Origin of the sequence: Erythrobacter crassostreae, assembly GCF_019204045.1 — a bacterium.
Lineage (GTDB): Bacteria > Pseudomonadota > Alphaproteobacteria > Sphingomonadales > Sphingomonadaceae > Erythrobacter > Erythrobacter crassostreae.
This window is the reverse complement of sequence record NZ_JAGSPC010000002.1, coordinates 30,925-53,853: the sequence shown is the minus strand read 5'-3', so window position 1 is coordinate 53,853 and position 22,929 is coordinate 30,925. Positions and strand designations below refer to the sequence as shown.

General features: G+C 56.9%; 23 protein-coding genes. 19 read left to right on the top strand and 4 right to left on the bottom strand.

The window, feature by feature from the left end; translation table 11 throughout:
* From sdhC to KCG46_RS10900, 7 genes are all read left to right on the top strand, one after another.
* Entirely contained in the window at positions 1-393 is a 393-nt protein-coding gene (gene sdhC, locus KCG46_RS10930; protein WP_218405466.1) for a succinate dehydrogenase, cytochrome b556 subunit, read from the top strand.
* Positions 393-779 carry a succinate dehydrogenase, hydrophobic membrane anchor protein gene (gene sdhD / locus KCG46_RS10925; RefSeq protein WP_218405465.1) on the top strand — a complete coding sequence of 129 codons (387 nt, stop codon included), beginning with the start codon at positions 393-395 and terminating at the stop codon, positions 777-779. Before sdhC ends, sdhD begins: the two co-directional genes overlap by 1 nt.
* On the top strand, positions 779-2,629 hold the full coding sequence (gene sdhA, locus KCG46_RS10920; protein ID WP_439648836.1) for a succinate dehydrogenase flavoprotein subunit: 1,851 nt from the start codon (positions 779-781) through the stop codon (positions 2,627-2,629). Before sdhD ends, sdhA begins: the two co-directional genes overlap by 1 nt.
* Positions 2,630-2,671: 42 nt before the next feature.
* A complete protein-coding gene (locus KCG46_RS10915) occupies positions 2,672-3,169 on the top strand; it encodes an STM3941 family protein (protein ID WP_218405464.1) in 498 nt (165 codons plus the stop codon).
* A gap of 94 nt (positions 3,170-3,263) precedes the next feature.
* Positions 3,264-3,677, top strand: a complete 414-nt coding sequence (locus KCG46_RS10910) for a VCBS domain-containing protein (RefSeq protein WP_218405463.1) — start codon at positions 3,264-3,266, stop codon at positions 3,675-3,677.
* Positions 3,678-3,798: 121 nt separating this feature from the next.
* Positions 3,799-5,037: an adenylate/guanylate cyclase domain-containing protein gene (locus KCG46_RS10905; RefSeq protein ID WP_218405462.1), complete on the top strand. Its 1,239-nt coding sequence runs from the start codon at positions 3,799-3,801 to the stop codon at positions 5,035-5,037.
* Positions 5,038-5,088: 51 nt separating this feature from the next.
* Positions 5,089-6,069, top strand: coding sequence for a C13 family peptidase (locus KCG46_RS10900; RefSeq protein WP_218405461.1), 981 nt, complete (start codon positions 5,089-5,091; stop codon positions 6,067-6,069).
* Position 6,070: 1 nt separating this feature from the next.
* On the opposite strand, the gene KCG46_RS10895 is transcribed toward KCG46_RS10900, so the two are convergent.
* Positions 6,071-7,663 (bottom strand): esterase-like activity of phytase family protein, encoded by a 1,593-nt coding sequence (locus tag KCG46_RS10895; protein WP_218405460.1) that lies wholly within the window; start codon positions 7,661-7,663, stop codon positions 6,071-6,073.
* 137 nt (positions 7,664-7,800) lie between these two features.
* On the opposite strand from KCG46_RS10895, the gene KCG46_RS10890 reads away from it, so the two are divergent.
* From KCG46_RS10890 to creD, 3 genes are all read left to right on the top strand, one after another.
* Entirely contained in the window at positions 7,801-8,190 is a 390-nt protein-coding gene (locus KCG46_RS10890; protein WP_218405459.1) for a BlaI/MecI/CopY family transcriptional regulator, read from the top strand.
* Entirely contained in the window at positions 8,187-9,863 is a 1,677-nt protein-coding gene (locus tag KCG46_RS10885; RefSeq protein ID WP_218405458.1) for a M56 family metallopeptidase, read from the top strand. Before KCG46_RS10890 ends, KCG46_RS10885 begins: the two co-directional genes overlap by 4 nt.
* Before the next feature lie 144 nt (positions 9,864-10,007).
* Positions 10,008-11,417, top strand: coding sequence for a cell envelope integrity protein CreD (gene creD / locus KCG46_RS10880; protein WP_218405457.1), 1,410 nt, complete (start codon positions 10,008-10,010; stop codon positions 11,415-11,417).
* 76 nt (positions 11,418-11,493) lie between these two features.
* Here the strand turns inward: creD and ypfJ are convergent, their stop codons facing one another.
* A complete protein-coding gene (gene ypfJ, locus KCG46_RS10875) occupies positions 11,494-12,354 on the bottom strand; it encodes a KPN_02809 family neutral zinc metallopeptidase (RefSeq protein WP_218405456.1) in 861 nt (286 codons plus the stop codon).
* A 116-nt stretch (positions 12,355-12,470) separates the two neighbouring features.
* Here ypfJ and KCG46_RS10870 point away from each other — a divergent pair, with 116 nt between their 5' ends.
* The 7 genes from KCG46_RS10870 (at position 12,471) to KCG46_RS10840 (ending at position 18,995) form a co-directional block, all read left to right on the top strand.
* Entirely contained in the window at positions 12,471-13,226 is a 756-nt protein-coding gene (locus tag KCG46_RS10870) for a 3-hydroxybutyrate dehydrogenase (RefSeq protein WP_218405455.1), read from the top strand.
* Positions 13,223-14,713, top strand: a complete 1,491-nt coding sequence (locus KCG46_RS10865; protein ID WP_218405454.1) for a M28 family metallopeptidase — start codon at positions 13,223-13,225, stop codon at positions 14,711-14,713. Before KCG46_RS10870 ends, KCG46_RS10865 begins: the two co-directional genes overlap by 4 nt.
* A gap of 132 nt (positions 14,714-14,845) precedes the next feature.
* A complete protein-coding gene (guaB, locus tag KCG46_RS10860; protein WP_218405453.1) occupies positions 14,846-16,300 on the top strand; it encodes an IMP dehydrogenase in 1,455 nt (484 codons plus the stop codon).
* Between the two features lie 9 nt (positions 16,301-16,309).
* Complete coding sequence (locus tag KCG46_RS10855; protein WP_218405452.1) at positions 16,310-16,567, top strand: hypothetical protein; 258 nt, start codon at positions 16,310-16,312, stop codon at positions 16,565-16,567.
* Positions 16,564-17,742, top strand: coding sequence for an RsmB/NOP family class I SAM-dependent RNA methyltransferase (locus KCG46_RS10850; RefSeq protein ID WP_218405451.1), 1,179 nt, complete (start codon positions 16,564-16,566; stop codon positions 17,740-17,742). Before KCG46_RS10855 ends, KCG46_RS10850 begins: the two co-directional genes overlap by 4 nt.
* 14 nt (positions 17,743-17,756) lie before the next feature.
* Complete coding sequence (locus tag KCG46_RS10845) at positions 17,757-18,302, top strand: tetratricopeptide repeat protein (protein ID WP_218405450.1); 546 nt, start codon at positions 17,757-17,759, stop codon at positions 18,300-18,302.
* A gap of 18 nt (positions 18,303-18,320) precedes the next feature.
* On the top strand, positions 18,321-18,995 hold the full coding sequence (locus KCG46_RS10840; RefSeq protein ID WP_218405449.1) for a glutathione S-transferase family protein: 675 nt from the start codon (positions 18,321-18,323) through the stop codon (positions 18,993-18,995).
* On the opposite strand, the gene KCG46_RS10835 is transcribed toward KCG46_RS10840, so the two are convergent.
* Both KCG46_RS10835 and KCG46_RS10830 read right to left on the bottom strand, forming a co-directional pair.
* A complete protein-coding gene (locus KCG46_RS10835) occupies positions 18,979-19,476 on the bottom strand; it encodes an RNA pyrophosphohydrolase (RefSeq protein WP_369410206.1) in 498 nt (165 codons plus the stop codon). The genes KCG46_RS10840 and KCG46_RS10835 overlap by 17 nt on opposite strands.
* Entirely contained in the window at positions 19,477-20,424 is a 948-nt protein-coding gene (locus tag KCG46_RS10830) for an alpha/beta hydrolase (RefSeq protein WP_218405448.1), read from the bottom strand. It lies immediately after the preceding gene.
* A gap of 94 nt (positions 20,425-20,518) precedes the next feature.
* Here KCG46_RS10830 and KCG46_RS10825 point away from each other — a divergent pair, with 94 nt between their 5' ends.
* On the top strand, positions 20,519-21,472 hold the full coding sequence (locus tag KCG46_RS10825; protein ID WP_218405447.1) for a metal-dependent hydrolase: 954 nt from the start codon (positions 20,519-20,521) through the stop codon (positions 21,470-21,472).
* Between the two features lie 15 nt (positions 21,473-21,487).
* Positions 21,488-22,879, top strand: a complete 1,392-nt coding sequence (locus KCG46_RS10820) for a cryptochrome/photolyase family protein (RefSeq protein WP_218405446.1) — start codon at positions 21,488-21,490, stop codon at positions 22,877-22,879.
* Positions 22,880-22,929 lie beyond the last annotated feature (50 nt).

Here is a 22,929-nt window from a genome sequence, read left to right as displayed (position 1 = left end):
ATGAGCCAAAGACCGCTTTCTCCTCACCTCCAGATATGGCGGTGGGGGCCGCATATGCTGGTATCGATCCTTCACCGCGCGACCGGTGACGGGATGGCCTTGGTCGGATTGGCCGTTTTGGTCTGGTGGCTTGGTGCCATTGCCAGCGGTCCTGCGGCCTATGAAACCTTCACCGGCTTGATGACTTCGCCGCTTGGCTGGGTCGTCATGGTAGGGCTTAGCTGGGCATTCTTTACCCACATGATGAGCGGGCTGCGCCACTTTGTGCTGGATATCGGCGCGGGTTACGAGCTGAATACAAATAAACTTTGGTCCATTGCCTCGCCATTGATTGCGATCGTCCTGACGTGCGGTTTCTGGGCGCTGATCCTTACCAAGCAAGGAGTGATCTGATGGGTAACGGCACTTCTATCGGCAAAGTCCGCGGTCTTGGCTCTTCGCATGACGGCGCGCATCACTGGCTTTCGCACCGTTTCACCGCGATCACGAACCTTGTGTTGATGAGCTGGCTGATCGTCAGTTTCGTCACGATGAGCGATTTCAGCCACGCTACGGTGAGCGCATGGGTTTCCATGCCGGTCACAGCGGTGGCGATGATCCTCCTGATATTCAGCCTGTTTGCTCATGCGCGCATGGGTCTGACAGTTCTGATCGAGGATTATGTTCAGAATTCCGGTTCAAAATTTGCGGCTCTGACCGCGCTTAACATTGCAGCTATTGGCGGCGGCGCATTTGCTATCTTCAGCGTCGCGAGCCTAGCACTTGGAGGTCAGGCCTGATGCCGACGACAGCAGACAGTTCTACCAATGCCTCGCTGAAAGGCTCTTACCAGATCATCGATCACATGTATGACGTGATCGTTGTTGGTGCAGGCGGATCGGGCTTGCGCGCCACGATGGGCGCAGCAGAAGCGGGTCTTCGCACGGCCAATATCTCCAAAGTTTTCCCAACCCGTTCGCACACTGTTGCTGCGCAAGGCGGCATTGCGGCTTCGCTGGGCAACAACACGCCGGATCACTGGTCTTGGCATATGTATGACACCGTGAAAGGTGCCGATTGGCTCGGTGACCAAGACGCGATCGAATATCTCGCCCGCGAAGCGCCACAGGCTGTTTATGAGCTTGAACACGCTGGTGTTCCGTTCTCGCGCAACGAAGACGGGACGATCTATCAGCGCCCGTTTGGCGGCCACATGCAGAACATGGGTGACGGACCGCCAGTGCAGCGCACCTGCGCGGCGGCCGACCGTACCGGCCACGCCATGCTTCACGCGCTGTATCAGCAGAGCCTGAAATACGATGCGGATTTCTTCATCGAGTATTTCGCTCTCGATCTGATCATGAGCGAAGTCGACGGCGTGAAGAAATGCGTCGGCGTGATGGCGATGTGTCTGGATGATGGCACGATCCACCGTTTCCGCGCGCAATCGGTTGTTCTGGCAACCGGCGGCTATGGCCGCTGCTATTTCACCGCCACATCCGCACACACCTGCACCGGCGACGGCGGCGGCATGGTTCTGCGCGCTGGTTTGCCTTTGCAGGACATGGAGTTCGTGCAATTCCACCCGACCGGCATTTACGGCGCAGGCGTTCTCATCACAGAGGGCGCACGCGGCGAGGGTGGGTATCTGACGAACTCCGAAGGCGAGCGTTTCATGGAACGCTATGCCCCGTCGGCCAAAGATCTCGCATCGCGTGATGTTGTGTCGCGTTCGATGGCTCTCGAAATGCGCGAAGGGCGCGGTCAGGGACCGGAGGGCGATCATATTCACCTTCACCTCGATCATATCGCGCCTGAAGTGCTGGCCCAGCGCCTGCCGGGCATCACCGAAAGCGGCAAGATTTTCGCCGGCGTTGACCTGACAAAGCAAGCGCTGCCGGTGACCCCGACCGTCCATTATAATATGGGCGGTATTCCGTGTAACTACCACGGTCAGGTCGTGACCCTTGGCAAGGATGGGCCGGATACGGTGGTTCCTGGCCTGTATGCCGTGGGTGAAGCGGCCTGTGTGTCTGTTCACGGTGCAAACCGTCTCGGCTCCAACTCGCTGATAGATTTGGTTGTATTCGGTCGCGCGACTGGTCTGCACCTCAAAGACAATCTCACCGCCGGTGCAAGCCAGCCCGAATTGCCCGCAGACAGCGCGGACTTTGCTTTGGGCCGCGTTGATCACTTCCGTTACGCTCAGGGCGGCTCGCCAACTGCGGCGATTCGCGCCGACATGCAAAAAGCCATGCAGGCCCATGCTGCGGTGTTCCGCGATACCAAACTGATGGACGAAGGTGTCGAGAAGCTGGCGGTTCAGAATAAGCGGATGGAAGACATCCACGTGACCGACCAGTCGCTTATCTGGAACAGCGATCTGATCGAGACGCTGGAACTCGACAATCTGATGGCTCAGGCCAACGTCACCATGGCATCGGCTGCGAACCGCAAGGAAAGCCGAGGCGCCCACGCGCACGAAGATTTCCCGGATCGCAACGACAAAGAATGGATGAAGCACACCGTTGCTTGGTTCGAAGGTTGGGGCGGTCAGGCCGGCAATATCAAAATCGACTATCGCCCGGTCCACGAATACACTCTGACCGAAGACGCGACTTACATCGAACCAAAAGCGCGGGTGTATTAATTGGGTGAGAGGCGCGCTGTATTTGAGGCGCGCATCTCTCCTATGCGCTCGTTTGCGCTGGCCGCCTTATCTGCCGGTTTCGTTGCAATCGGCCTATTGTTGATTGGCGTATTTGGTGATTTCGCTTCGGAGAGCAGGCGCTTTCCGGAATGGGTCGCGCCCGTTGCCGGATGGTTGAGCATTGTCTTTTTTGGACCGCTGACTTTTGTGCATCTTTGGGCAGGCTTGAACCCGCGTCTTGCTGTTAGAATAACGGATCAAGGCATGTTCCTAAGGAATTTCTCTGCAGAGACAATTCCGTGGGCGGACGCGCAAGAGCTGCGCAGTCTCAACATTATGGGCACCAGCATGCTGCAGTTCGAAGTAACCGATGAACGCATGGAGCATTTTGGCTGGTTCAGGCGCAAATCGGCAGAGATCAATCGATCAACATCGGGGCTCGCGCATTCGATAGTCGTCAACAACACAAACCGCAGTCATGCCGAATTGCTAGAGGCGGTTTTATCACTCGCACCACCGCAGCTCACGCGATACTTGTGACGCCATCAAGCTAGTCATCTGAATGTAAAGTCAAAATTCATTCTAAATTCAGTTTGCGTTGGTCATCGTTCGTACAGATTAAAAGGGGTGTGTTATGTTTCTAGACTTGGCTTTGCTCGCGAGTGTCGCGGTTACACCTGCCTTCAGCGGCGAATTTGTCGGGTATCATTTTGATCAGACGACACCGAACAGATGGGAGCGTTTTGATCTCGTTCTAACAAATGACACCGACCAGCCGTCTGAAATAAAGGCGTGTCCGGATCAGGCACAAATGATCATGCGAGACCACCAACGCTCCAAGATTGGTGCGTTTGCGGTCAAATTTGACGATGGCAACTGGAGCTACAGCTGCGAGACCCGTTCGGTTGAAGCTGGCCAAAGTGTGACGCTGAAACTGTTTTTCCGCGCAAGATATGAACCGGGACCGCAGCGCGATATTACGGTGCAAACGAGCGGCGGTGATTTCGTGATCAAAGGCGGCAAACAGCGGGTCGCGCTCAACCGATAGAAACCGCATTTGCGGTTCGGCTCTGACAATCGAATAATCCGGAAACTTTGACTGCGCCGCTGTTGGTGCTTGTCGTCGGCATGCGTAGCCGCGATAAGAGTAATCAACGGGGGAATTACACTTGCTTGCACGCTTTGACGATCCAGCAATCGAACGCGCATATGTCGCGAGCGAGCGGGATGCGCGCATTCCCGGCACGCGGTTTCTGGCCGCCATCGGGATTGTCACACTTATCTCCTATATCGGGTTTAATCCGATGCATTTCCCGATTGAGGGCGTGCTGGATTACAACCTCGCCGCCGGACCGTTTATTCTGGTGCTGGGCGGGATTATCGGGCTGACTTTCACTCGCTTCTACGTTGATAGGCCGTGGATCGACCTTGTGATATTCTCCGCCATGGCCGTTGTCATGGTCATGCTGATCGATGCGCTGGGTTCACAGGCCGATGTCACCAATATCAGTCGGCTAAGCATGGCCGTGATCAATCTTGGCATTCTGATGGTGTTTGCCAGCCTCGGTTTCGTCGCCACGACACGGTACTTTTTGGCATGGGCGATTGTCTTGCTGGCGCTCTACGCCATGTTCCTTTTGCAGGCGGATAGAGGCATTGTGAACAAGGTCTATTCGTTCACAAATTTCACGACATTTTTCACGTTTGCGTGTTTCGTGAGTTGGGACATTGATCGCCGCGCGCGGAAGACGTTTGCCGCGACGCTGGCGCTCGAAGAGGAACGCTCGAAGACCGAAGAACTGCTACACAATGTTCTGCCTGAAGAGGTGGCGAAGCGGCTTCGTCAGGGTGAGACAATTGCCGATGCTTACGGCGATGTGTCGGTGATCTTTGTTGATATTGTCGGGTTCTCATCCTTGTCCAAACGGCTTTCACCGGGCCATCTCGTCAAAACGCTCAACACCGTATTCGGCCTTGCTGACACCAGTGCAGACCGGTTCGGAGTAGAGAAGGTAAAGACTGTGGGCGATGCTTATCTTGCAGTTGTTGGTGGGCATTCTTCTGCCCGGCGGGGCCCGGTTGATGCAATCAACTTTGCGCAGGACTTGATTACGGGTGTGATCAAATTCTCCCAAGAATCGGGTATCGAAGTCGCGGTTCGTGTCGGAATACACACCGGCAATGTGGTCGGCGGTGTCGTCGGGTCTCAGCGTCTTGCTTACGATTATTGGGGCAACACGATGAATATTGCGAGCCGAATTGAAGGTGTCGCGGCGCCCAACGGTATCGCGGTGTCTGAAGCCACGTATCTTGGCGCGCGCGACAGCGCTCTGTTCACAGAGCCCGAGCTGATGTCTTTGAAAGGCGTGGGTGAAATGAAGGTCTACCGCATTGTTGCCGAGGACTGATCGGCAATCGAGGTGCTTGACCGTCGGTCTTTGCACAGGCAGCTTCTGAAAATGCACAAATTCGCGGTCGCAGCATTACTTTCCTGTTTCCTTGTTTCGCCGTTGCAGGCGCAAGACGGTAGTCGCGGCGCGAACGAACCTCCAGAACACACAGAGCCGTTTCCTAATCTTGCCATCGGATCGACCCGGGCAAATGCTCGCACCAGTTTTGAAAAGGCGCCGCACCTCCAGCGTGCGGTGCCAGCAAAAGAGATGCTGAAGCAGCAGCGCAGGCTGGATCGTTCGCTCGCCGCGCTGAAATCGGAGCGCCCCGGCATTGTCGATGCCTATGTCGTAACCGTTGCGCTCGACAGCGATCCTGTATTCGCCAGAGAGGCCCGTGAGGCAGCGAAAGTCCTCTCGCGCCGTTACGGAGGGGAAGGGCGCACGCTGGTTCTCGCGGGGCCGGATGGCCGGCACGATGATCAGGCGAAGGGATCAATCCGTTCCTTGCTGCTCAGTCTCGCCAGCGTGGCTGAATTGATGAATACCGAAGAAGATGTGTTGGTGCTCTACACCACCAGCCACGGTGCGAAGGTCGGTTTGGTCAATCACTACGGGGATACCGAGTACGGCATTTTTTCCCCGAAGCGCCTGAAATCTGTGCTTGAGGAGCTAGGCATTGAGCGCCGTCTCCTGATCATCAGCGCGTGCTATTCCGGTGTGTTCATTCCTCAGCTTGCCAATGCTGACACAGCGATCCTTACCGCCGCTGCAGCGCAGCGCACCTCGTTTGGCTGTGAGCCGGATAATGACTGGACGTTCTACGGAGACGCCCTGATCAATCGGGCATTGCGTAAGCCTCAACCATTGGCGGAGGCAGTCATGGCAACAAGCAGGACAGTAGCGGCATGGGAGAGCAAGCGGCGCTTGCTCGCCTCGCTTCCACAATCATCTATCGGTGCTGATGCCGATGTTTGGTTGAGCGACTTGGAAAGCCGCATGCCGCAAACTGAAACACAGCCGGTGGGTAGGTCTTCAGCAGAAAACTGACTTACTCTGGTGTGGTTTCGGCTCGACGGATATCGATAATTTTCACTGGATCGGCCAGCAATTGCCCGCGCATCATGCCTTCGCCTTTGTTCGGGTCTGCCTGCGCCGCGTGGATTGCAGTGACCACGTCCATCCCTTCGGTAACATAGCCAAACACCGCATAGCCATTCTTCCAGATCGGATCGTCGGAACCGGGCTGGGCATCCAATCCGGTTTGGTCCTGCAACATGATCGAGAAATCGCCAGTAGCCGTGCCGGGTTCTCCCATCGCCATGGATAGCGCCCCGCTGGTGTGGCTTAAGCCGGTAATGCTGGTTGGTTCATGCGGGATACCGTCCAGAATGCGTTTCGGATCCCATTGCGTGCCGCCTTGGATAAGGCCGTTCGGGCGCGGGTCCCGGTCCAGCTTCATTGCACGGTAGAACACTGTTCCGTCAAAGCGGTCTTCGTCCGCGTATTTCAGGAAATTGGCCGTTGTGATGGGCGCTCGCTCCGTTTCTAGGGCAACGGTGATGCTGCCCATCGACGTCTCGATGATCACCGGTAGCGTCTCATAGACGGTGGTATCGACTTCGGTCACAGGCGGAGGGGGTAACGCAATGTCCTTTCGCGCTGATACAACCTCAAACTTCATCAGCAAGGTGCGTTGTCGGTCTGAGAAGTTGTCGTCCGATGCGAGATAGAGATACGTCCGATCCAAATCCTCACGAACGGTTAGACCTTCGAAATTGTCGAGCGTGACGGGCGGCATAAAGGTCGCAATCGTTGTTGCTGCATTGGCACCGTTAATCGCAACAATGGCCGCCGTGTTGCCTTCTTCAGGCGAGTAGCTGCGGAACAGGATATAGCAGGTGCCGTCGCTCGAGCAGTCGGCATCGGTCGGGACACCCTCGCGTTCATCGATCGGGGCGGGGGGGCTGACCTCAAAGCTGACAAGCCCGCCATCACGTTCCCTCATGCAATTGAGCACATCGCTGCCGGCCCATTCTCCGCAAGCGAGCAGCCCTGACGGGGAAACAGCCAGCGTCTCCATCCCGCCATTGTCTTCGGCATCAAAAACAAGGTCGACAATAGGCAATTCGGTTGGCTGACCGTGGCCATCCAAAGTCGCGTATTGCAAAATGCGGTGGTCACGTTCAAACGCGACGAGCCAGCTGCCGTCGGCCATGCGCGCGATTGCTTCGGAATCCGCATCGCTCTTCCCTCTAAGCCGTTTCCCCCTGTCATCGCGCAGCGGGCCACTTTCGATGCTTATGATATCAAGCAGCTTTCCGTCCAGCTCATCAGTCGTGATCGCAAGCCATCGGCCATCGTCGGTAACGCCGTAGAGTTTGCCATCGACCCATTCGAGCGATGAAACACCGCCGATCTTTTCATCGCCGGGTTCGACAGCGATGCCGCCCATGTATCTGAGATCGCCGACTTCATCATTGCTGATGTCGGTTTCATCCAGCGGCACAGGATCAGTCAGAACCTCAAGCACGCAATCATCGCCGCAGTCCAATTCTGAGGATTGAACGTCCTCGGCCAAGGTCATTCCGGCGCTGGAAAGTATCAAAGCGGTTGATGCGATAAGGGACGATAACACTGTCATTCGTCCGTTGTGATTGACCGTTTGCAGAAGAGCAAGGGGGGGAGAGGCACTATTCATCACGGCTTAATGTTTACAGACGTAATCGCTATGACTACAGGTGTAATCAAGGCGTTCAAGACAGCAGGTGGGAGGCCAACTTGAGTAAGTCCGAAAATACAGCACCCGAGAGGATTAGCGAGGCAGAGCATGCCGTTATGGAAGTGCTCTGGAACCGCGAAACCGCAACCGCAGCTGAAGTCTGCGAAGAGGTTTGCGAAAAACGCGGGTGGAGCCTTCCAACGGTAAAGACATTGCTTTCGAGGTTGGTTCAGAAACAAGCCATCGAAACCCGCCCTGACGGTCGCCGTTTTCTTTACAGCCCGCTGATGCAGCGATCGGACTATGTTGGCGGAGAATCCCGCCGTCTGGTTGATCGCCTGTTTGGTGGGAAAGCCGCTTCGCTCGTCGCTCATCTGGCTGAGTCAGAGGCTCTTACCAATGACGATGTCGCCGAGATTGAAGCTCTTTTAAAGGAGCTCAGACAATGACCGCTTGGCTGTTTGATACGCTCATTTGGACTGCGGCGCTTATAGCGCTTGTCCTTGTCCTTCGCAGGCCGGTTGCAAGCTGGTTCGGCCCGCAGTTTGCCTATGCTTTGTGGGCGCTGCCGATGCTGCGCCTTTTGATGCCCCCGCTAACATTGCCAGCGTGGCTCAAACCTGAGCCCGCGGCGAATGAAGCCTTTACCGTTCTCCCGACCCAGACCTCCATTGCTCCAGTTGCGACACAAAATGCTGCGAGCGGTTTACCGTCTGAAAACGGAGCGGCAGCGACCGATCTGGTCACACCGACTACCCCGCTTACCAATCTAGAGGCACTTCTTGAGTCACTCCCTTTGGTGGAGATTGGATGCGCGGTGTGGTTGATCGGCGCTGCCATTTTTATGTGGCACCGTTTCGGCAGTTACTTTGCGCTGCGAGACGAGTTGCTGGCCGAAGCGCGCGAAGTAGGGCGCGAAGGCAAAGTTCGCCTGCTTGAAACTCCTGATACCAAGGCACCGCTTGCATTTGGTGTGGTTGACCCCGTGGTCGCCATGCCTGAAGGATTTATGGCGCAGCCTGACCGGACCGCCCGCGATCTCGCTTTGGCGCATGAACTCGCCCACCACAAAGGGCGCGACCTTCTCATTAATGTCGCCGTGCAGCCTTTGTTTGCCCTGCATTGGTGGAACCCGCTTGGCCGGTATGGCTGGCTCGCGCTTCGCCGTGATCAAGAGGCAGCCTGCGACGCCCGCGTGATGTCGCACCAGCCGACCGAAGAACGCGCCACCTACGCCAACCTTATTGCCAGTTTTGCCGCTGGTCCCAATGTTGCCCCCTCTAATACGGCATTAGCCGCGCCTATGGCGTGCCCCGTACTTGGCGACAAATCCATAATCCATCGTTTGAGGAGCCTGAATATGTCTGAGACTTCAACCCGTCGCCGTTTGGCTGGCAGCTTTATGCTGGGGGCCGCAATCATTGCGCTGCCTCTGACCGCATCGATCACCTATGCTGAAAGCATTGCACCCGCTGCACCGGCTGCTCCGGCGGCGCCATCAGTTGGTATGGCTCCTCCGGCCCCACCAGCACCGCCGGTTCCTCCCGCAGCACCGGCACCACTGGCGGCAGCAACGATCGTGACTGTTGATCCCGATGTCGCAGTTGAGGTCGAGGCTGACGGCGATGAGAACGTATTTATCTACCGAACCGTTGATGAAAAGCAGGACGGCAAAACCTCAACTAAGACCAAGACCCGCGTTCGCAAGATTGAAATCAAGAATGACGGAGAGAAGCTGAGCAAGGAAGAGCGTGAGGCCATTATGGCCGAAGTGCGCGCGGACCTTGCCCAGGCCGATATCGACATCAAAAATGCGATGAAAGAAGTCGAAATGGCTTTCATCGAACTTGATGGAAAAGAAGGCATCAAAGGCCGCACTGTTGTAAAGATGGAATGCCGCGGTGATAGTGATGAAGTGGCGACCGTCGATGAGGGAAATGGCGACGTGCGCAGCGTCTACCTGTGTCAAAGCCGCGTGATGGCGCATGCGCTGAAAGGCTTGGAGCAAGCCCGCGATGCGATTGCTGACAGCGATGATTTAACCGGTGCCATGCGCAAGGATATCTTGAAAGAACTCGATAAGCAGATCCGCGAATGGAACAAAGCGCAGGCTAAAGGCTAAGCCAATTCTGCCGGTTCACGCTGGCAAATCGAATACGGACGGCAGGCCGCAAAGGTGGTCTGCCGTTTTGTTTTGAGCAGTTCACACAGAATTCATTTCATCGCTCACAAAGAACATTTCGTCTCAACCCCAGGAGGACGAAAGATGAGTGTTGAAAGAAGCCCCGGAGTGAAATTGCTGTTTGCCGGATTGGTCGGCGCGGCTTTGATTGTACCGCTATTAATGGTCTATTTGCTGGTAAGTGATCGCCAGCATCAGGCGCGTGTTGCACAGGCTTCGATCACAGAAGGGTGGGCCGGTGCGCAGACCGTTTCCGGCCCGTTGCTCGTGGTGCCATACATGGTCACGCGTGAGGTAACTGAACAGGTAGATGGCAAGACCGTGAAGCGCACCACGACTTCGCGCCAGAACCTCTATATTTCTCCCAGCGAGCAAAACCTCGACACCACAATCAACCCCGAAGTTCGCTCACGCGGGATCATCCATCAATCGGTTGTGTATGATGCAGGGATCACCGGTTCGGCGCGTTTTGCAATGCCTGCCGATCTGGATCGACTTGGCGTCGAAAGCGATCAATTGCTGCTTGATGAAGCGTTGCTGCAATTGCCGATTTCTGACCCCAGCGGTTTGCAAACAGCAGCGGACTTATCTGTTGGCGGCAACGCGCTTGACCTGAGACCGGGCCTTGGCAACCGGCAGTCCGGATCGGGCGTTCATGCGTTTTACGATTGGGCAGAGGGCGCGGAGTTTACGCTCGATTTCACCTACTCCCTTCGCGGCAGTCAGGAATTCAGCATGGTCCCACGCGGTGAAGAAACGAACTTCGCCGTCGATTCCAGCTGGCCCCACCCAAGCTTTACCGGCGTTTTGCCGAGCGACACGGACAAAGAAATCGGTCCAGATGGCTTCAAAGCGAAGTGGTCCATTTCTAACCTGGCGCTTGGTCAATCATTGGTCAGCACCAGCGCGCCGGCAAACGCCTCAGTGGTAATTGACGAATATGACAATCGCTATGCCGAGATTTCGCCGGGGGAGAACGTTTCCGGAGCCAGCATCGCGACCATCCGTCTGATGGAGCCGGTTGATCTCTACAAACGGGTGGAACGCGCGCTGAAATACGGATTTCTGTTTATCGGTTTCACCTTCCTTGCCTTCCTGATGTTTGACATCGTTGCTGGCGCGAAAGTGGCATCTGCGGAGTATTTGCTGACTGGGGCGGGGTTGATCCTGTTTTTCGTGATGCTGCTCGCGTTCGCAGAAATGATCGGCTTCGCGTTTGCCTATGTGGTCTCCAGCGGTGCGATCATCGGCTTGCTGAGTGCATACAGCGCTGCGGTGCTGGGAAGCTGGAAACGGGCTCGGGTGATCGGCGGGCTTCTGATCGGTCTTTATGCTGTGCTCTATGTGCTGCTTAACCTCGAAGCGTGGTCGCTTGTGATCGGATCGCTGATGCTGTTCGTGGCGCTGGCCGGTGTGATGTACGCCACCCGCGCTATCGAATGGTCAAAAGTGAGCATTCGTGAGGCGTCTGAGGAGGAAGGCGCCACAGCGTAACCTCACTTTGCCGCCAATAGAAAAGGGCCGGAGCGGCTATGCCGCTCCGGCCCTTTTTGTGTTCTTCAGCTCGTATTTAACGCATGTTGAAATACACGTCGCAAACGCTGTCATCGGCACCTTCAAGCCCCCGGCGCAATGCGTCCATGCGTTGTTGGCTGGTGCCGTGTGTGAAGTTTTCCGGATTGATCCGTTGGCCTGCACGGCGCTGTAGATTATCATCGCCGATGGCGCTGGCAGCGCGCAGGCCCTCCTCCATATCACCGCGTTCGATCAGGTTACGGTTCTTGCCCGCCCAAACACCGGCGTAGCAATCCGCCTGCAATTCCATCCGAACCTGAAGATCGTTCGACCGGCGCGGTTCTTGTTGCTGAAGGCTGCGGACTTGAGACGCAAGGCCGGTGAGGTTCTGGATGTGATGTCCATATTCATGCGCAATTACATAGAGCCGCGCAAAATCACCGCCCGTGCCGGACATCTGCGCAAGCTGATCATAAAAGCCTGTGTCGATATAGATCCCCAGATCGGCGGGGCAATAAAACGGCCCTGCAGCCGAAGATGCATTGCCGCATCCTTGAGTTGAGACACGGCCTGTGCGGTACAAATCGAGGAACGGTTCCTGGAAGTTGACACCGGCGCGCGCGAATTCGGGCGCCCAGGTCTCGTTTAGGCTGGTGAGCGCGTTGCAAGCCTCTTGCGCATATGGGCCACTGGTGCAGATCTGTTCTTCAGTCAGGTCACCGCCCTGCGACTGTGTGGATGTTTGCTCCGTGCCTTGGATAGCGCCAATGGTCTGCATCGGATCAACGCCGAAGACCAAGGCGGCGATTAAGGCGATCACAAGTGTTCCGCAACCAATCCCGCCGGCTTTGCGTCCGCGGCCGCCGCCGCTGGAACGCACTCTGATTTTCGATGTATCGAAACGCTTAAGCCGCACGCAATTTCTCCTTTTGTCCGGGACCGGCGATCCCATGCCGAACCCGATGATTTGTCTGGACAGTCTGTGCATCAACAGCGACAGAAAGGCTCCACTGGACTTCACGGATAAGATTGATGCTGCTCAAAGGCAAACGTGCTCTTGTAACTGGTTCCACATCGGGCATTGGCCTCGCGGTCGCGAGGGCATTGCACGCCGAGGGCGCAGCCGTGATCCTAAACGGACTTGGCAACGAAGATGAAATCGCGCAGCTTCAGGTGGAGCTCGCCGCAGATTTTAACGGGGCAAACCTGCTCGATCCCTCTGCGATCGAAACGATGATGACCGAAATCGGCGCTATCGATATCCTCGTGAACAATGCGGGTATGCAATATGTGTCGCCGGTAGAGGACTTCCCGACGGACAAGTGGGATGCGATTATGGCGCTCAATCTGTCGGCGCCGTTCCACACTACAAGGCTCGCCGTTCCTGCGATGAAGGAAAAGGGGTGGGGGCGGATCATCAATACGGCCAGCGCCCATTCGCTTACAGCATCACCCTTCAAAAGCGCTTACAACGCCAGCAAGCATGGCATTGCCGGTTTCACCAAGACCATTGCTCTGGAACTGGCACAAACAGGGGTGACCGCGAACTGCATCAGTCCGGGGTATGTGTGGACGCCGCTGATCGAAGGGCAAATTCCCGATACAATGGCAGCGCGCGGCCTTAGCCGTGATGAGGTCATCAATGATGTCTTGCTTGCCAAACAGCCGACCAAGAAATTCGTCCAGCCTGATGAAATCGGGGCGCTCGCGGTATTTCTGTGCCGGGAAGAAGCTGGCAATGTGACCGGTGCGAATTGGAGTATTGATGGAGGGTGGACAGCCGGATGATCAAACTGGGGGCGAAACAGGGGCTGATACTCGGGGCGTTTCTGGCGCTGGGCGCGTGCGCGGGCGGTGCGAATATCGCCAGCGTGCCAATGGCCGAGCGTGATGCGATTGAACAGCGACTGACCCGCGACATCAGCATCCTTGCGAGCGATGAATTTGCCGGACGTGAACCGGGAACTCTGGGCGAAGAGCGAACTGTCGCCTTCATCACGGACGAGATGCAAAAGGCTGGGCTGGTGTCGGGCACCAATGATCCGGGCAGCGCATGGCGTGCGCCGGTCCAACTTGTCCGGACGAAGCCATTTACAAGCCGGATCGAGATTAAACGCGGCAACAAGAAATCCGAACTGGCCGCGGATACAGCGGCGGCTTTCACAACGAACAGGCGTGAACTCGTCACAGAGGCTCCGCTCGTCTTCGTCGGTAAAGAGGCCGAAGATGTTGCCGCGGATGACATCACAGGCAACATCGTTGTGATGCTTGGCGAACCGGGTGTCAGTCCCCGCCGGCGCGCGGTTTTGTTCGAAAGCAATCCTGCGGCAATCATTACGGTGGTTGAAGATGCCGCCGCGATTAGCCGGGTGAACCGGGCTTATGGCCGCGAACGCACAATGCTGGAAAGCGAGGCCGATGGCGGCCTGACATCATTCGCGACGCAGACAGCAATGTCGGACGTGTTTGGTGAGAAAGCTTGGAAAAAGCTAGTCAAGGCGGCTGATGATGATGAATTCGTCCCAGTCCAACTCGAAAGCACCGCCACTATCGAAGCGACGTCCGAGAGGGTGGAGTTCACCAGCTACAACGTGATCGGCAAGCTGGCTGGCACCGTTCCGAACTCCGGTTCTGTGCTTCTACTTGGTCATTGGGATCACCTTGGCGAAGATTGCGGGCCGGAGGATGCGGAAGACCGGATATGCAATGGCGCGGTGGACAACGCCAGCGGCATTGCAGCGATGTTGGAGCTGACACGCAGGCTCAAAGCGATAGGTCCGCATGACCGGGATATCTATGTCTTGGCCACAACTGCCGAAGAATCCGGCCTGCTTGGCGCAATAGCCTTCGCAAAGAACCCTCCGGTTCCGCTCGATACACTTGTTGGGGCGTTCAACTTCGACACGGTCGCTATTGCACCGTCGGGCAGCGTGGTCGGATTTATCGGGGAGGGTGAGACACCGCTTGACCCCTTAATCCTTGGCGTGATGAAACAGGCTGGGCGCAAGCTGGGCGATAGCGACTATGCCACGCAGTTTGTGCGTAGGCAGGATGGTTGGGCATTGCTGGGTGAGGGCGTGCCTGCGGTCATGCTTTCGACAGCGTTCGGCTCAGAAATCACTCTTAGCCCCTATCTTTCGGGTAACTATCACCGGGCAGGCGACGAGCTTGAAACGATTGAACTTGGCGGGGCAATTGATGACCTGTTGCTGCATGAGGAAATCGTTCGGCGAGTGGCCAATACGGCCACGTATTTTCCGCCCGGCGATCAGTGAGGTAACCGCGAATAGGGCGATTACCGTCGATAGAGGGAATTCAGCCCCTAGCGCTTAGGTGAAAGCGCGCCTAAATGGGCCGCCACGAATCTCCCGGCGCATCTGACGTCGGCACAATAGGAAGTGGCGCATATGGACATCCCTCTCGGTCTAACATTTGATGATGTTCTGCTGCGCCCGGCAGAAAGCAGCGTTCTGCCGAGCATGGCGGACACCTCAACCCGGTTCACGCGCGATATCGCGCTGAATATCCCCATTCTTTCATCAGCCATGGATACCGTGACAGAGGCCGATATGGCGATCGTCATGGCGCAGCTTGGCGGGATCGGCGTGCTTCACCGCAATCTGGAGCTGCCCGAACAATGCGCGGCCGTTCGCGCTGTAAAGCGCTTTGAAAGCGGAATGGTCGTCAATCCTATTACGATTGGTCCGGATGCGGTGCTGGGCGATGCGCAGGCATTGATGGCGCAGCACAAGATCAGCGGTATTCCGGTCACCGACAAGGCGGGCAAACTGGTTGGGATCGTGACCAACCGCGACGTCCGTTTTGCAGAAAATCCGGCTCAGCCAGTCCGCGAATTGATGACGACAGAGAACCTTGCCACGGTCCCGCTCGGCACGTCTCAGGAAGATGCGCGCCGACTTCTCCATGCGCGGCGGATCGAAAAGCTGCTGGTTGTTGATGATGACTACAAATGTATCGGCCTGATTACGGTCAAAGACATTGAGAAAGCCGTCAATTACCCCAACGCGACAAAGGACGGTACGGGCCGCCTACGCGCGGCCGCCGCGACAACCGTTGGCGATAAGGGTTTCGAACGGTCAGAGGCTTTGATCGATGCCGAGGTCGATGTTGTCGTCATCGACACGGCCCACGGGCACAACCAAGATGTTAGCCGTGCGGTTGAACGGGTGAAGAAGCTTTCCAGCTCGGTTCAGGTCGTGGCAGGCAATGTCGCGACCGCAGAGGCAACGCGCGCATTGATTGATGCTGGTGCGGATGCTGTGAAAGTCGGAATTGGCCCGGGTTCGATTTGCACCACTCGCGTTGTCGCGGGTGTTGGCGTTCCGCAGCTGACTGCGATCATGGATAGCGCCAATGAAGCAGCGAAATCGGGCGTACCGGTCATCGCCGATGGCGGTCTTCGAACAAGCGGTGATGCGGCCAAGGCTCTCGCCGCCGGTGCGAGCTCTGTCATGATCGGCTCAATGCTCGCTGGGACGGCAGAAGCACCGGGTGAGACATTCTTGTACCAAGGACGAAGCTATAAAGCGTATCGCGGAATGGGCAGTGTTGGTGCAATGGCGCGCGGCAGCGCCGATCGCTATTTCCAGCAGGATGTTTCCGCAATGAAGCTCGTTCCCGAGGGGATCGAGGGTCAGGTGCCATTCAAGGGGCCCGCCGCAAATGTTATTCATCAGCTTGTTGGCGGTGTGAAAGCGGCGATGGGCTATACCGGATCGGCCACCATTGATGACCTGCGCGAACGCGCGCAGTTTGTGCGTATTACCAATGCTGGCCTTTCAGAAAGCCACGTCCATGATGTGGCGATCACCCGCGAAGCACCAAATTATCCAACCCGTTAGGATCCTTACATGATCGAAATTGTCCCCGTGATGCTGTTCATTCTGGGATGGCATCCAGACAAGCCGGGCGACATCGATCTGCAGAGGGTTGAGGTGATTTTTGCTAGCCCGGCAGAATGTGAGGCCGCAGGTTCAAAAATGGCATCGCGCATGACACAGGCCGCTGCCGAGCAATCGGGCGCGACTTACGAACACCGCTGTATGGAAATACCGGCAGTTGAAGAATTCGAAGCCGCTTTTGGCGGTGAAAGGTCACCTGCGAAATGATGCCCGCAGCCCGCGTACAGGCGGCAATCGAACTGCTCGATTCAATCATCGAGGCCGCAAAGCGCGAAGGCGCGCCTGCGGACCGGTTGATCTCGGCCTATTTCAAGCAGCGACGCTATGCCGGATCGAAAGACCGCCGCGCAGTGCGCGATCTGGTTTACCGAGTGATCCGGTATTGCGGGGAAATTCCAAAGAGCGGCCGTGTGGGCATGATAGCGCTGGCGCTGGACGATCCGCAGTTGATCCCGCTGTTCGATGGTTCGACACACGGACCGCCAGCGATCGGGAAGAATGAAAAACCGGCTAGCCCCGGTGTGGCCCCGCAATGGCTTACCGATGCGCTGTCGCAGTCTGGTGTCGAGGGGGATGTTGCCGCCGGTATGCTGGGCCGAGCACCGCTCGATATTCGGGTGAACACCCTTAAAGCCGAGCGCGAAGGTCTTGAGTTGCCTGAGCCTGTAGAAGCGCTTGAAGCCCCAAATGCCCTTCGGATTGCCGCTGGCACGAATGTCGATCAATGGGATGAATATCTCGACGGTAAGATCGAGGTGCAGGACCATGGCAGTCAGATCGCCTGTATCGCCGCTGGCGCCCGCTCCGGTGAGATGGTGATCGATCTTTGTGCGGGGGCAGGGGGCAAAACGCTCTCATTGGCCGCAGCCATGGGCAATGCGGGCCACTTGATCGCGTGCGATACCGATCGGGGTCGTCTGTCACGGTTGGTACCACGCGCCAATCGCGCGGGTGCATCGATGGTGCAGACACGCCTTCTAAACCCGAAAGAGGAATTGGAAGCGCTCGAAGAATATACCGGCAATGCTGACCTTGTGTTGGTCGATGCGCCGTGTTCCGGCACCGGCACTTGGCGGCGCAAGCCAGAGGGTAAATGGCGTCTCACCCCAAAATCGCTTGCCGCCTACACCCGCTTGCAGGATGATCTGCTCGAAATCGCGGCAAAGCTGGTGAAGCCGGGTGGCCGGATTGCCTTTGTAACCTGTTCGCTATTGGATGCCGAGGGCGCAGACCGAATCGCAGAATTCCTTGAGCGTAACGAAGGCTTTAGCCTGAAAACGCCAGACGTACCGCTTGGAATTCCACACGGCGGCGGTGTTCGCCTTGATCCGTTTCATCACGGTACGGACGGGTTTTTTGTCGCCATCATGCAGTGCGCGTGATAGCGCTTTGACCTATGGCTAAGCCTCTGCCTTTCCGGCTTGCTGATCTCAAGGAGCCCCTTATGCGCTTTGCGCCCGCTGCCGCTGCTTTGTCTTTGTTCCTGGCGACCACTGCCAGTGTTGGTACGGCGCAGACTATTGCCGAGGTAGATCCACGCGCAGCAGTCCTGATAAGTCAGGGCGACGCGCTTTTGAATGCAGGCGACACACAAGGTGCGATCGACGCGTACGAAGCTGCGCTGACGGTCGATCCGGGCTACACACCGATCTTCCTCGACCTGGCTCGGGCGGCGCGTCAGGATGGGCTTCAAGGCAAGGCGATCCGCTATTATCGCGAGGCGTTGGTCCGCGAACCAGGAAATTTCGCAGCGATTTCAGGGGAAGGTGCGGCTTTGGTTGAAAAGGGCGCTTTGGAGAAAGCAAAACGTAACCTTGCGCGCCTAGAAAGCCTGTGTGGCTCAAACTGTCCTGAAACCCTCGCTTTGCAGACCAAGATCAACGCTGGCCCACCCGCGCGGCTTGCTGCTGACACGGCAGAGGATGCCCCGACCAGCAATTGAAACTTGGAGTGATTTGCTATGTTGACGCTCCACCACCTTGAATGTTCGCAGAGTTTTCGCATCCTCTGGTTGCTCGAGGCGCTTGGCACTCCATACGAGCTGAAGAAGTACGACCGTGATCCGGAAAGCAATCTGGCGCCTGACGATTACAAGGCGCTGTCTCCGCTCGGCACGGCTCCGGTTGTGACTGATGGCAATTTGGTTCTCGCAGAGAGCAATGCGATCATGGACTACATCCTCGATTCGCATCCAGACAGCGATCTGCGCCCCGCCGCTGGTGACAGGGACCGTGCGCGCCATTTGTTCTGGTTCCACGCGGCCCAAGGTTCACTTATGTCGATCCAGAGTATCGCGATGGTGCTGACTTTGCTCGAATCGCGCACGCCTTGGCCAATCAGTCCGCTTTTGAAAGCGGTCTTCGGTCAGGTGCGCAAAGTCTTCGTCAATCCGCGGCTCGAGGCTCTATTTGACCTTATGGAAAGCGATCTCGCCAAACAGCCCTTCTTTGGGGGTGACAATCTGACCGCTGCGGATATCACGCTGGTCTATCCGATGTATGCCGCGCGCGACAAAGGGACGTTCGACATCGAATATCCCAGCATATCAGCTTGGTTTAACCGGATTGAATCGCTGCCATCGTTCATATCGGCACGCGCGAAAGACGGCCGTGAGCGGATCAATTTCCGCTTTTGATAAGCGGCGTGAATTCGGCGACTAACGTTTCATAGACCGCGCGTTTGAACGGTACGATCAGACCGGGAAGGTCAGCAGGTTCTACCCAGCGATGGGCACGGAATTCTGCCGGATCATGCGCGTTCAGATCGATATCGCTGTCGCTACCCAGAAACCGGCCAAGATACCAATGCTGGATTTGTCCGCGAAATTTGCCTTTCCAGACCTCACCAAGCAAATCGGCGGGTAGGTCATATTCAAGCGGCTTTGATGCAGGCGCAATGATTTCAACCAGTTCAGCACCGATGCCGGTTTCCTCTTCCAATTCTCGCAAGGCCGCGGTTTGCGGGTCTTCGCCGGGATCAATTCCTCCCTGGGGCATCTGCCAGAACCCATGCGTCCGCTTATTGATGCGCTCACCGGCAAAGACGTGGCCATCGCCGTTAACCAGCATGAAGCCGGCGCAGGGACGGTACGGCAGATCATCGTGTTTGAGCGTCACTTATGCGTCTCCAAGCAGGGATTTCATCGCGGCAACAATCCGCTCCAGATCGCTTTGAGCGCTGGGAACGGCCCCGCGCAGATTGGTGAAGCTGTGTGTCAGCCCGCGCATTTCGAGGAATATGACATCGCGGCCCGCATCAACCAACGCTTTGGCATAATCGCGTCCGGAATCGCGGATCGGATCAAGGCTGGCGGTGACGAGCACGGTGGGCGGGGCATTCGAATGATCGCCAATGATGGGAAAACCGCGAGGATCGCCACGGTCTGCTTGATACGCTACGTCAAAGAACTCGATGGCTGTTTTTGTTAGGACAAATCCGTCTGCGAATTCTTCCAAACTGGCAGAACCGATTGCATCGCTCGCCAACGGGAACAGCGGGACTTGCAGAACGACTTGTGCGTCCGCGGGAGTATCATTCAGCAATTGGCCAACCGCGATGGTTGCGGTGCCGCCAGCGCTGTCGCCAATCGTGATAATGCCGGTTGCCTGACGGCCCAATTCAGCTGGATTGGAAGCGATCCAGCGCGTTGCAGCCTCGCAATCGTCGATGGCGGCGGGGAAGGGCGCTTCCGGTGCGCAGCGGTAATCGACAGCGAACAACGGCAAATCCATCAGAGCGGCAATTTCAGTGCAGAGGTTATGGTGCGTGTCGAGATCACCAATCACAAAGCCGCCGCCGTGGTAGAACGTGATAACTGGCCCGGCTTCACGGTTTTCGCGCGCGTCATACAGGCGCAGCGCAATATCGCCCGCTGGTCCGGGGCATGTCAAATCACGGATCACCGCCAGTTCGCGGGCGGGCCGGTCAGCCATGCCGTGGAGAGCCAGATAAGACCCGCGCGCTTCCTCCAGTGTCATATCCGCGATTTTCGGACCGCCCATCGCTGCCAAAGCATCCAAAAAGGCCTTCATATCGGGGCGGACGTAAGGTGCGTGGTCGCTCATCGCTTGTGTCTCTCCATCAAGTTTCTGATGCGATAGGGAGAGTTAGTGGTTATTTCCACTCGCTTTGACAGCGCGCGACGATTAGTCGAAGCCAATGGACAATCTGACTCACAGCCTAGTCGGCGCGGTGCTCGGCCAAGCAGGCCTTAAGAAAAAGACCGGTCTCGCGATGCCGGCGCTGATAATCGGTGCGAACCTGCCCGATGTCGATGCGGCGTGTTTTTTCTGGCTTGAGGGGACAGAGCATCTCGGTTTCCGGCGCGGGATCACACACGGTCCGCCTGCATTGGTGATCCTGCCTCTGATTTTGGCTGCGTTGCTGTGGGGTTTTGACCGCTGGCAAGAAAAGCGCGGGAAACGTCCTGAGGGGCGACGTCCGGTGCATTTCGGATGGCTCTATGGATTGAGCTTTATCGGCGCGCTCTCGCATCCGTTGTTCGACTGGCTGAATGTGTACGGCATCCGCTTCTTTGAGCCGTTCTCCTCCCAATGGTTCTACGGCGATACGCTGTTCATCATTGACGTATGGCTATGGGCGATGCTGATCGTGAGCGTCTGGTGGTCCCTGCGAGCCGAGAAAAAGGGCGGCAATTGGACGAAGCCTGCTTGGGTCGGGATTGCCGCTGCATTGGCGTATATCGCGATGAATTGGGCTATTACGCAGTATGTGGACATCCTCGCCAAATCGAACGAACCGTATGGGAGCCAAGTTATTGTAAGCCCGGTGCCAGTCTATTTCTGGGAGCGGGAGAGAATTATCCAGATGTACGATGGCGAGTGGATATCGAACGAGTGGAATGGCGCGGATTTCGACTATGGCTTTAAACATTCACAGGCCGTTCAATGCGTCATCCCAGACTTGTCCGATGACCGTTTGTTAAACTCGCAACTCGACGCCTTCCTGTTTTGGTCCCGCGCTCCGTTCGCTGAACGCGCCGAAGACGGCTCTGTGATCCTGCGTGACGCACGCTTTTACGATCCCCGCGCCCGCGATCGGTTTTCCATCGCGCTGCCTGATGTGAAATGTGAGGAACTCACTGCCGAGTAACGCGCTTCATCATTTATGAGTGAAACACAAATCGTCTGGCTGCGGCGCGATCTGCGCATGGCCGATAATCCCGCTTTGTTTGCCGCTGCGTCCCAAGGGCCGGTGGTGTGCGTTTATGTCCTTGATGATGATGCCGCCGGGCACCATGCCTATGGCGGTGCCTCGCGGTGGTGGCTGCATCACTCGCTTGAAAGCCTTTCAAACAGCCTTGGCAAGCGCAACGCAAAGCTGATCCTGCGGCGCGGCGATGCGGTGGAGGAGCTTTGCAAGGTCGCAGAGGAAGTCGGAGCCAAAACCGTTCATGCGAACCGGCATTATGAGCCGTGGTGGCGCAAGGCGCAGGGTAAGCTCTCAGACAAGCTCGACCTGCAACTCTATGACGGGATCTATCTCTATCCCGCCGGTCACATCACGACCGGATCGGGAAGCCAGTACAAGATCTACACCCCGTTCTACAAAGCCATGCGCCAGCAATTCCCGCCTCGCGATGTGGTGCCGGAGCCTGATACGCTCTCGTCGCCAGAGACGTGGCCGGCCAGCGATAATCTTGCAGATTGGGAGCTGCTTCCGACAAGGCCCGATTGGTCCGGCGGGCTCGCGGATTTTTGGCAGGTCGGGGAAGAGGCCGCGCATCAGCGGCTCTCGGAATGGGAGGAGGATGTCTCCGATTACGAAGACCGTCGCAATCTGCCCAGCCAAGACGGATCGTCCCGCCTATCGCCAAGCCTGCATTTTGGTGAGATCGGTCCAGTGCAAATCTGGGATGCCCTCAAACACAAACGCTCTGATGGATGGCAAAGTTATGAAAGCGAGCTCGTCTGGCGCGACTATGCCGCCAACGTCATCTGCCAATTCCCCGCTTATGCTCGCGAGAATTACCGCGAGGATTACGATCAGCTGAAATGGCGCGATCCAGATACGGATGAGAAAGCCGCGCGCGACCTCAAGAAATGGCAGGAGGGGAAGACCGGATACCCAATCGTCGATGCCGGAATGCGGCAGCTTTATCAGACTGGTTGGATGCACAATCGCGTCCGTATGATCACCGCCAGTTTCCTGATTAAACACTTGCTGATTGACTGGCGCAAAGGTGAGGAGTGGTTTTGGGATTGCCTGTGCGATGCCGATTACGGATCGAACTCGGTCAATTGGCAGTGGAATGCAGGCACGGGCGTCGATTCCAATATGTTTGTGCGGATCATGGCGCCGCTGACGCAGTCCGAAAAGTTCGACGCGGCCAGCTATATCCGCGAATATGTGCCGGAGCTCGCCGATCTGGATGCACCATACATCCATGATCCGGAAGAGCATGGCTGTCTGCCTAAGGCCTACCCGCCGAAGATGATCGCACACAAAGCGGGGCGTGAGCGCGCAATGGATGCGTATAAGGCGATGAAAGACGGATAACTCTCCTCGCCGCACCTTGCCCAAATCGCTGCCTCTTGGCTATGCAGACG

Bases quoted from the DNA above. Each gene is read 5' to 3' on its own strand.
- sdhC (WP_218405466.1), top strand. From the start codon at position 1: ATGAGCCAAAGACCGCTTTCTCCTCACCTCCAGATATGGCGGTGGGGG.
- sdhD (WP_218405465.1), top strand. From the start codon at position 393: ATGGGTAACGGCACTTCTATCGGCAAAGTCCGCGGTCTTGGCTCTTCG.
- sdhA (WP_439648836.1), top strand. From the start codon at position 779: ATGCCGACGACAGCAGACAGTTCTACCAATGCCTCGCTGAAAGGCTCT.
- KCG46_RS10915 (WP_218405464.1), top strand. From the start codon at position 2,672: ATGCGCTCGTTTGCGCTGGCCGCCTTATCTGCCGGTTTCGTTGCAATC.
- KCG46_RS10910 (WP_218405463.1), top strand. From the start codon at position 3,264: ATGTTTCTAGACTTGGCTTTGCTCGCGAGTGTCGCGGTTACACCTGCC.
- KCG46_RS10900 (WP_218405461.1), top strand. From the start codon at position 5,089: ATGCACAAATTCGCGGTCGCAGCATTACTTTCCTGTTTCCTTGTTTCG.
- KCG46_RS10895 (WP_218405460.1), bottom strand. From the start codon at position 7,663: ATGACAGTGTTATCGTCCCTTATCGCATCAACCGCTTTGATACTTTCC.
- KCG46_RS10885 (WP_218405458.1), top strand. From the start codon at position 8,187: ATGACCGCTTGGCTGTTTGATACGCTCATTTGGACTGCGGCGCTTATA.
- creD (WP_218405457.1), top strand. From the start codon at position 10,008: ATGAGTGTTGAAAGAAGCCCCGGAGTGAAATTGCTGTTTGCCGGATTG.
- KCG46_RS10870 (WP_218405455.1), top strand. From the start codon at position 12,471: ATGCTGCTCAAAGGCAAACGTGCTCTTGTAACTGGTTCCACATCGGGC.
- KCG46_RS10865 (WP_218405454.1), top strand. From the start codon at position 13,223: ATGATCAAACTGGGGGCGAAACAGGGGCTGATACTCGGGGCGTTTCTG.
- guaB (WP_218405453.1), top strand. From the start codon at position 14,846: ATGGACATCCCTCTCGGTCTAACATTTGATGATGTTCTGCTGCGCCCG.
- KCG46_RS10855 (WP_218405452.1), top strand. From the start codon at position 16,310: ATGATCGAAATTGTCCCCGTGATGCTGTTCATTCTGGGATGGCATCCA.
- KCG46_RS10850 (WP_218405451.1), top strand. From the start codon at position 16,564: ATGATGCCCGCAGCCCGCGTACAGGCGGCAATCGAACTGCTCGATTCA.
- KCG46_RS10845 (WP_218405450.1), top strand. From the start codon at position 17,757: ATGGCTAAGCCTCTGCCTTTCCGGCTTGCTGATCTCAAGGAGCCCCTT.
- KCG46_RS10840 (WP_218405449.1), top strand. From the start codon at position 18,321: ATGTTGACGCTCCACCACCTTGAATGTTCGCAGAGTTTTCGCATCCTC.
- KCG46_RS10830 (WP_218405448.1), bottom strand. From the start codon at position 20,424: ATGAGCGACCACGCACCTTACGTCCGCCCCGATATGAAGGCCTTTTTG.
- KCG46_RS10825 (WP_218405447.1), top strand. From the start codon at position 20,519: ATGGACAATCTGACTCACAGCCTAGTCGGCGCGGTGCTCGGCCAAGCA.
- KCG46_RS10820 (WP_218405446.1), top strand. From the start codon at position 21,488: ATGAGTGAAACACAAATCGTCTGGCTGCGGCGCGATCTGCGCATGGCC.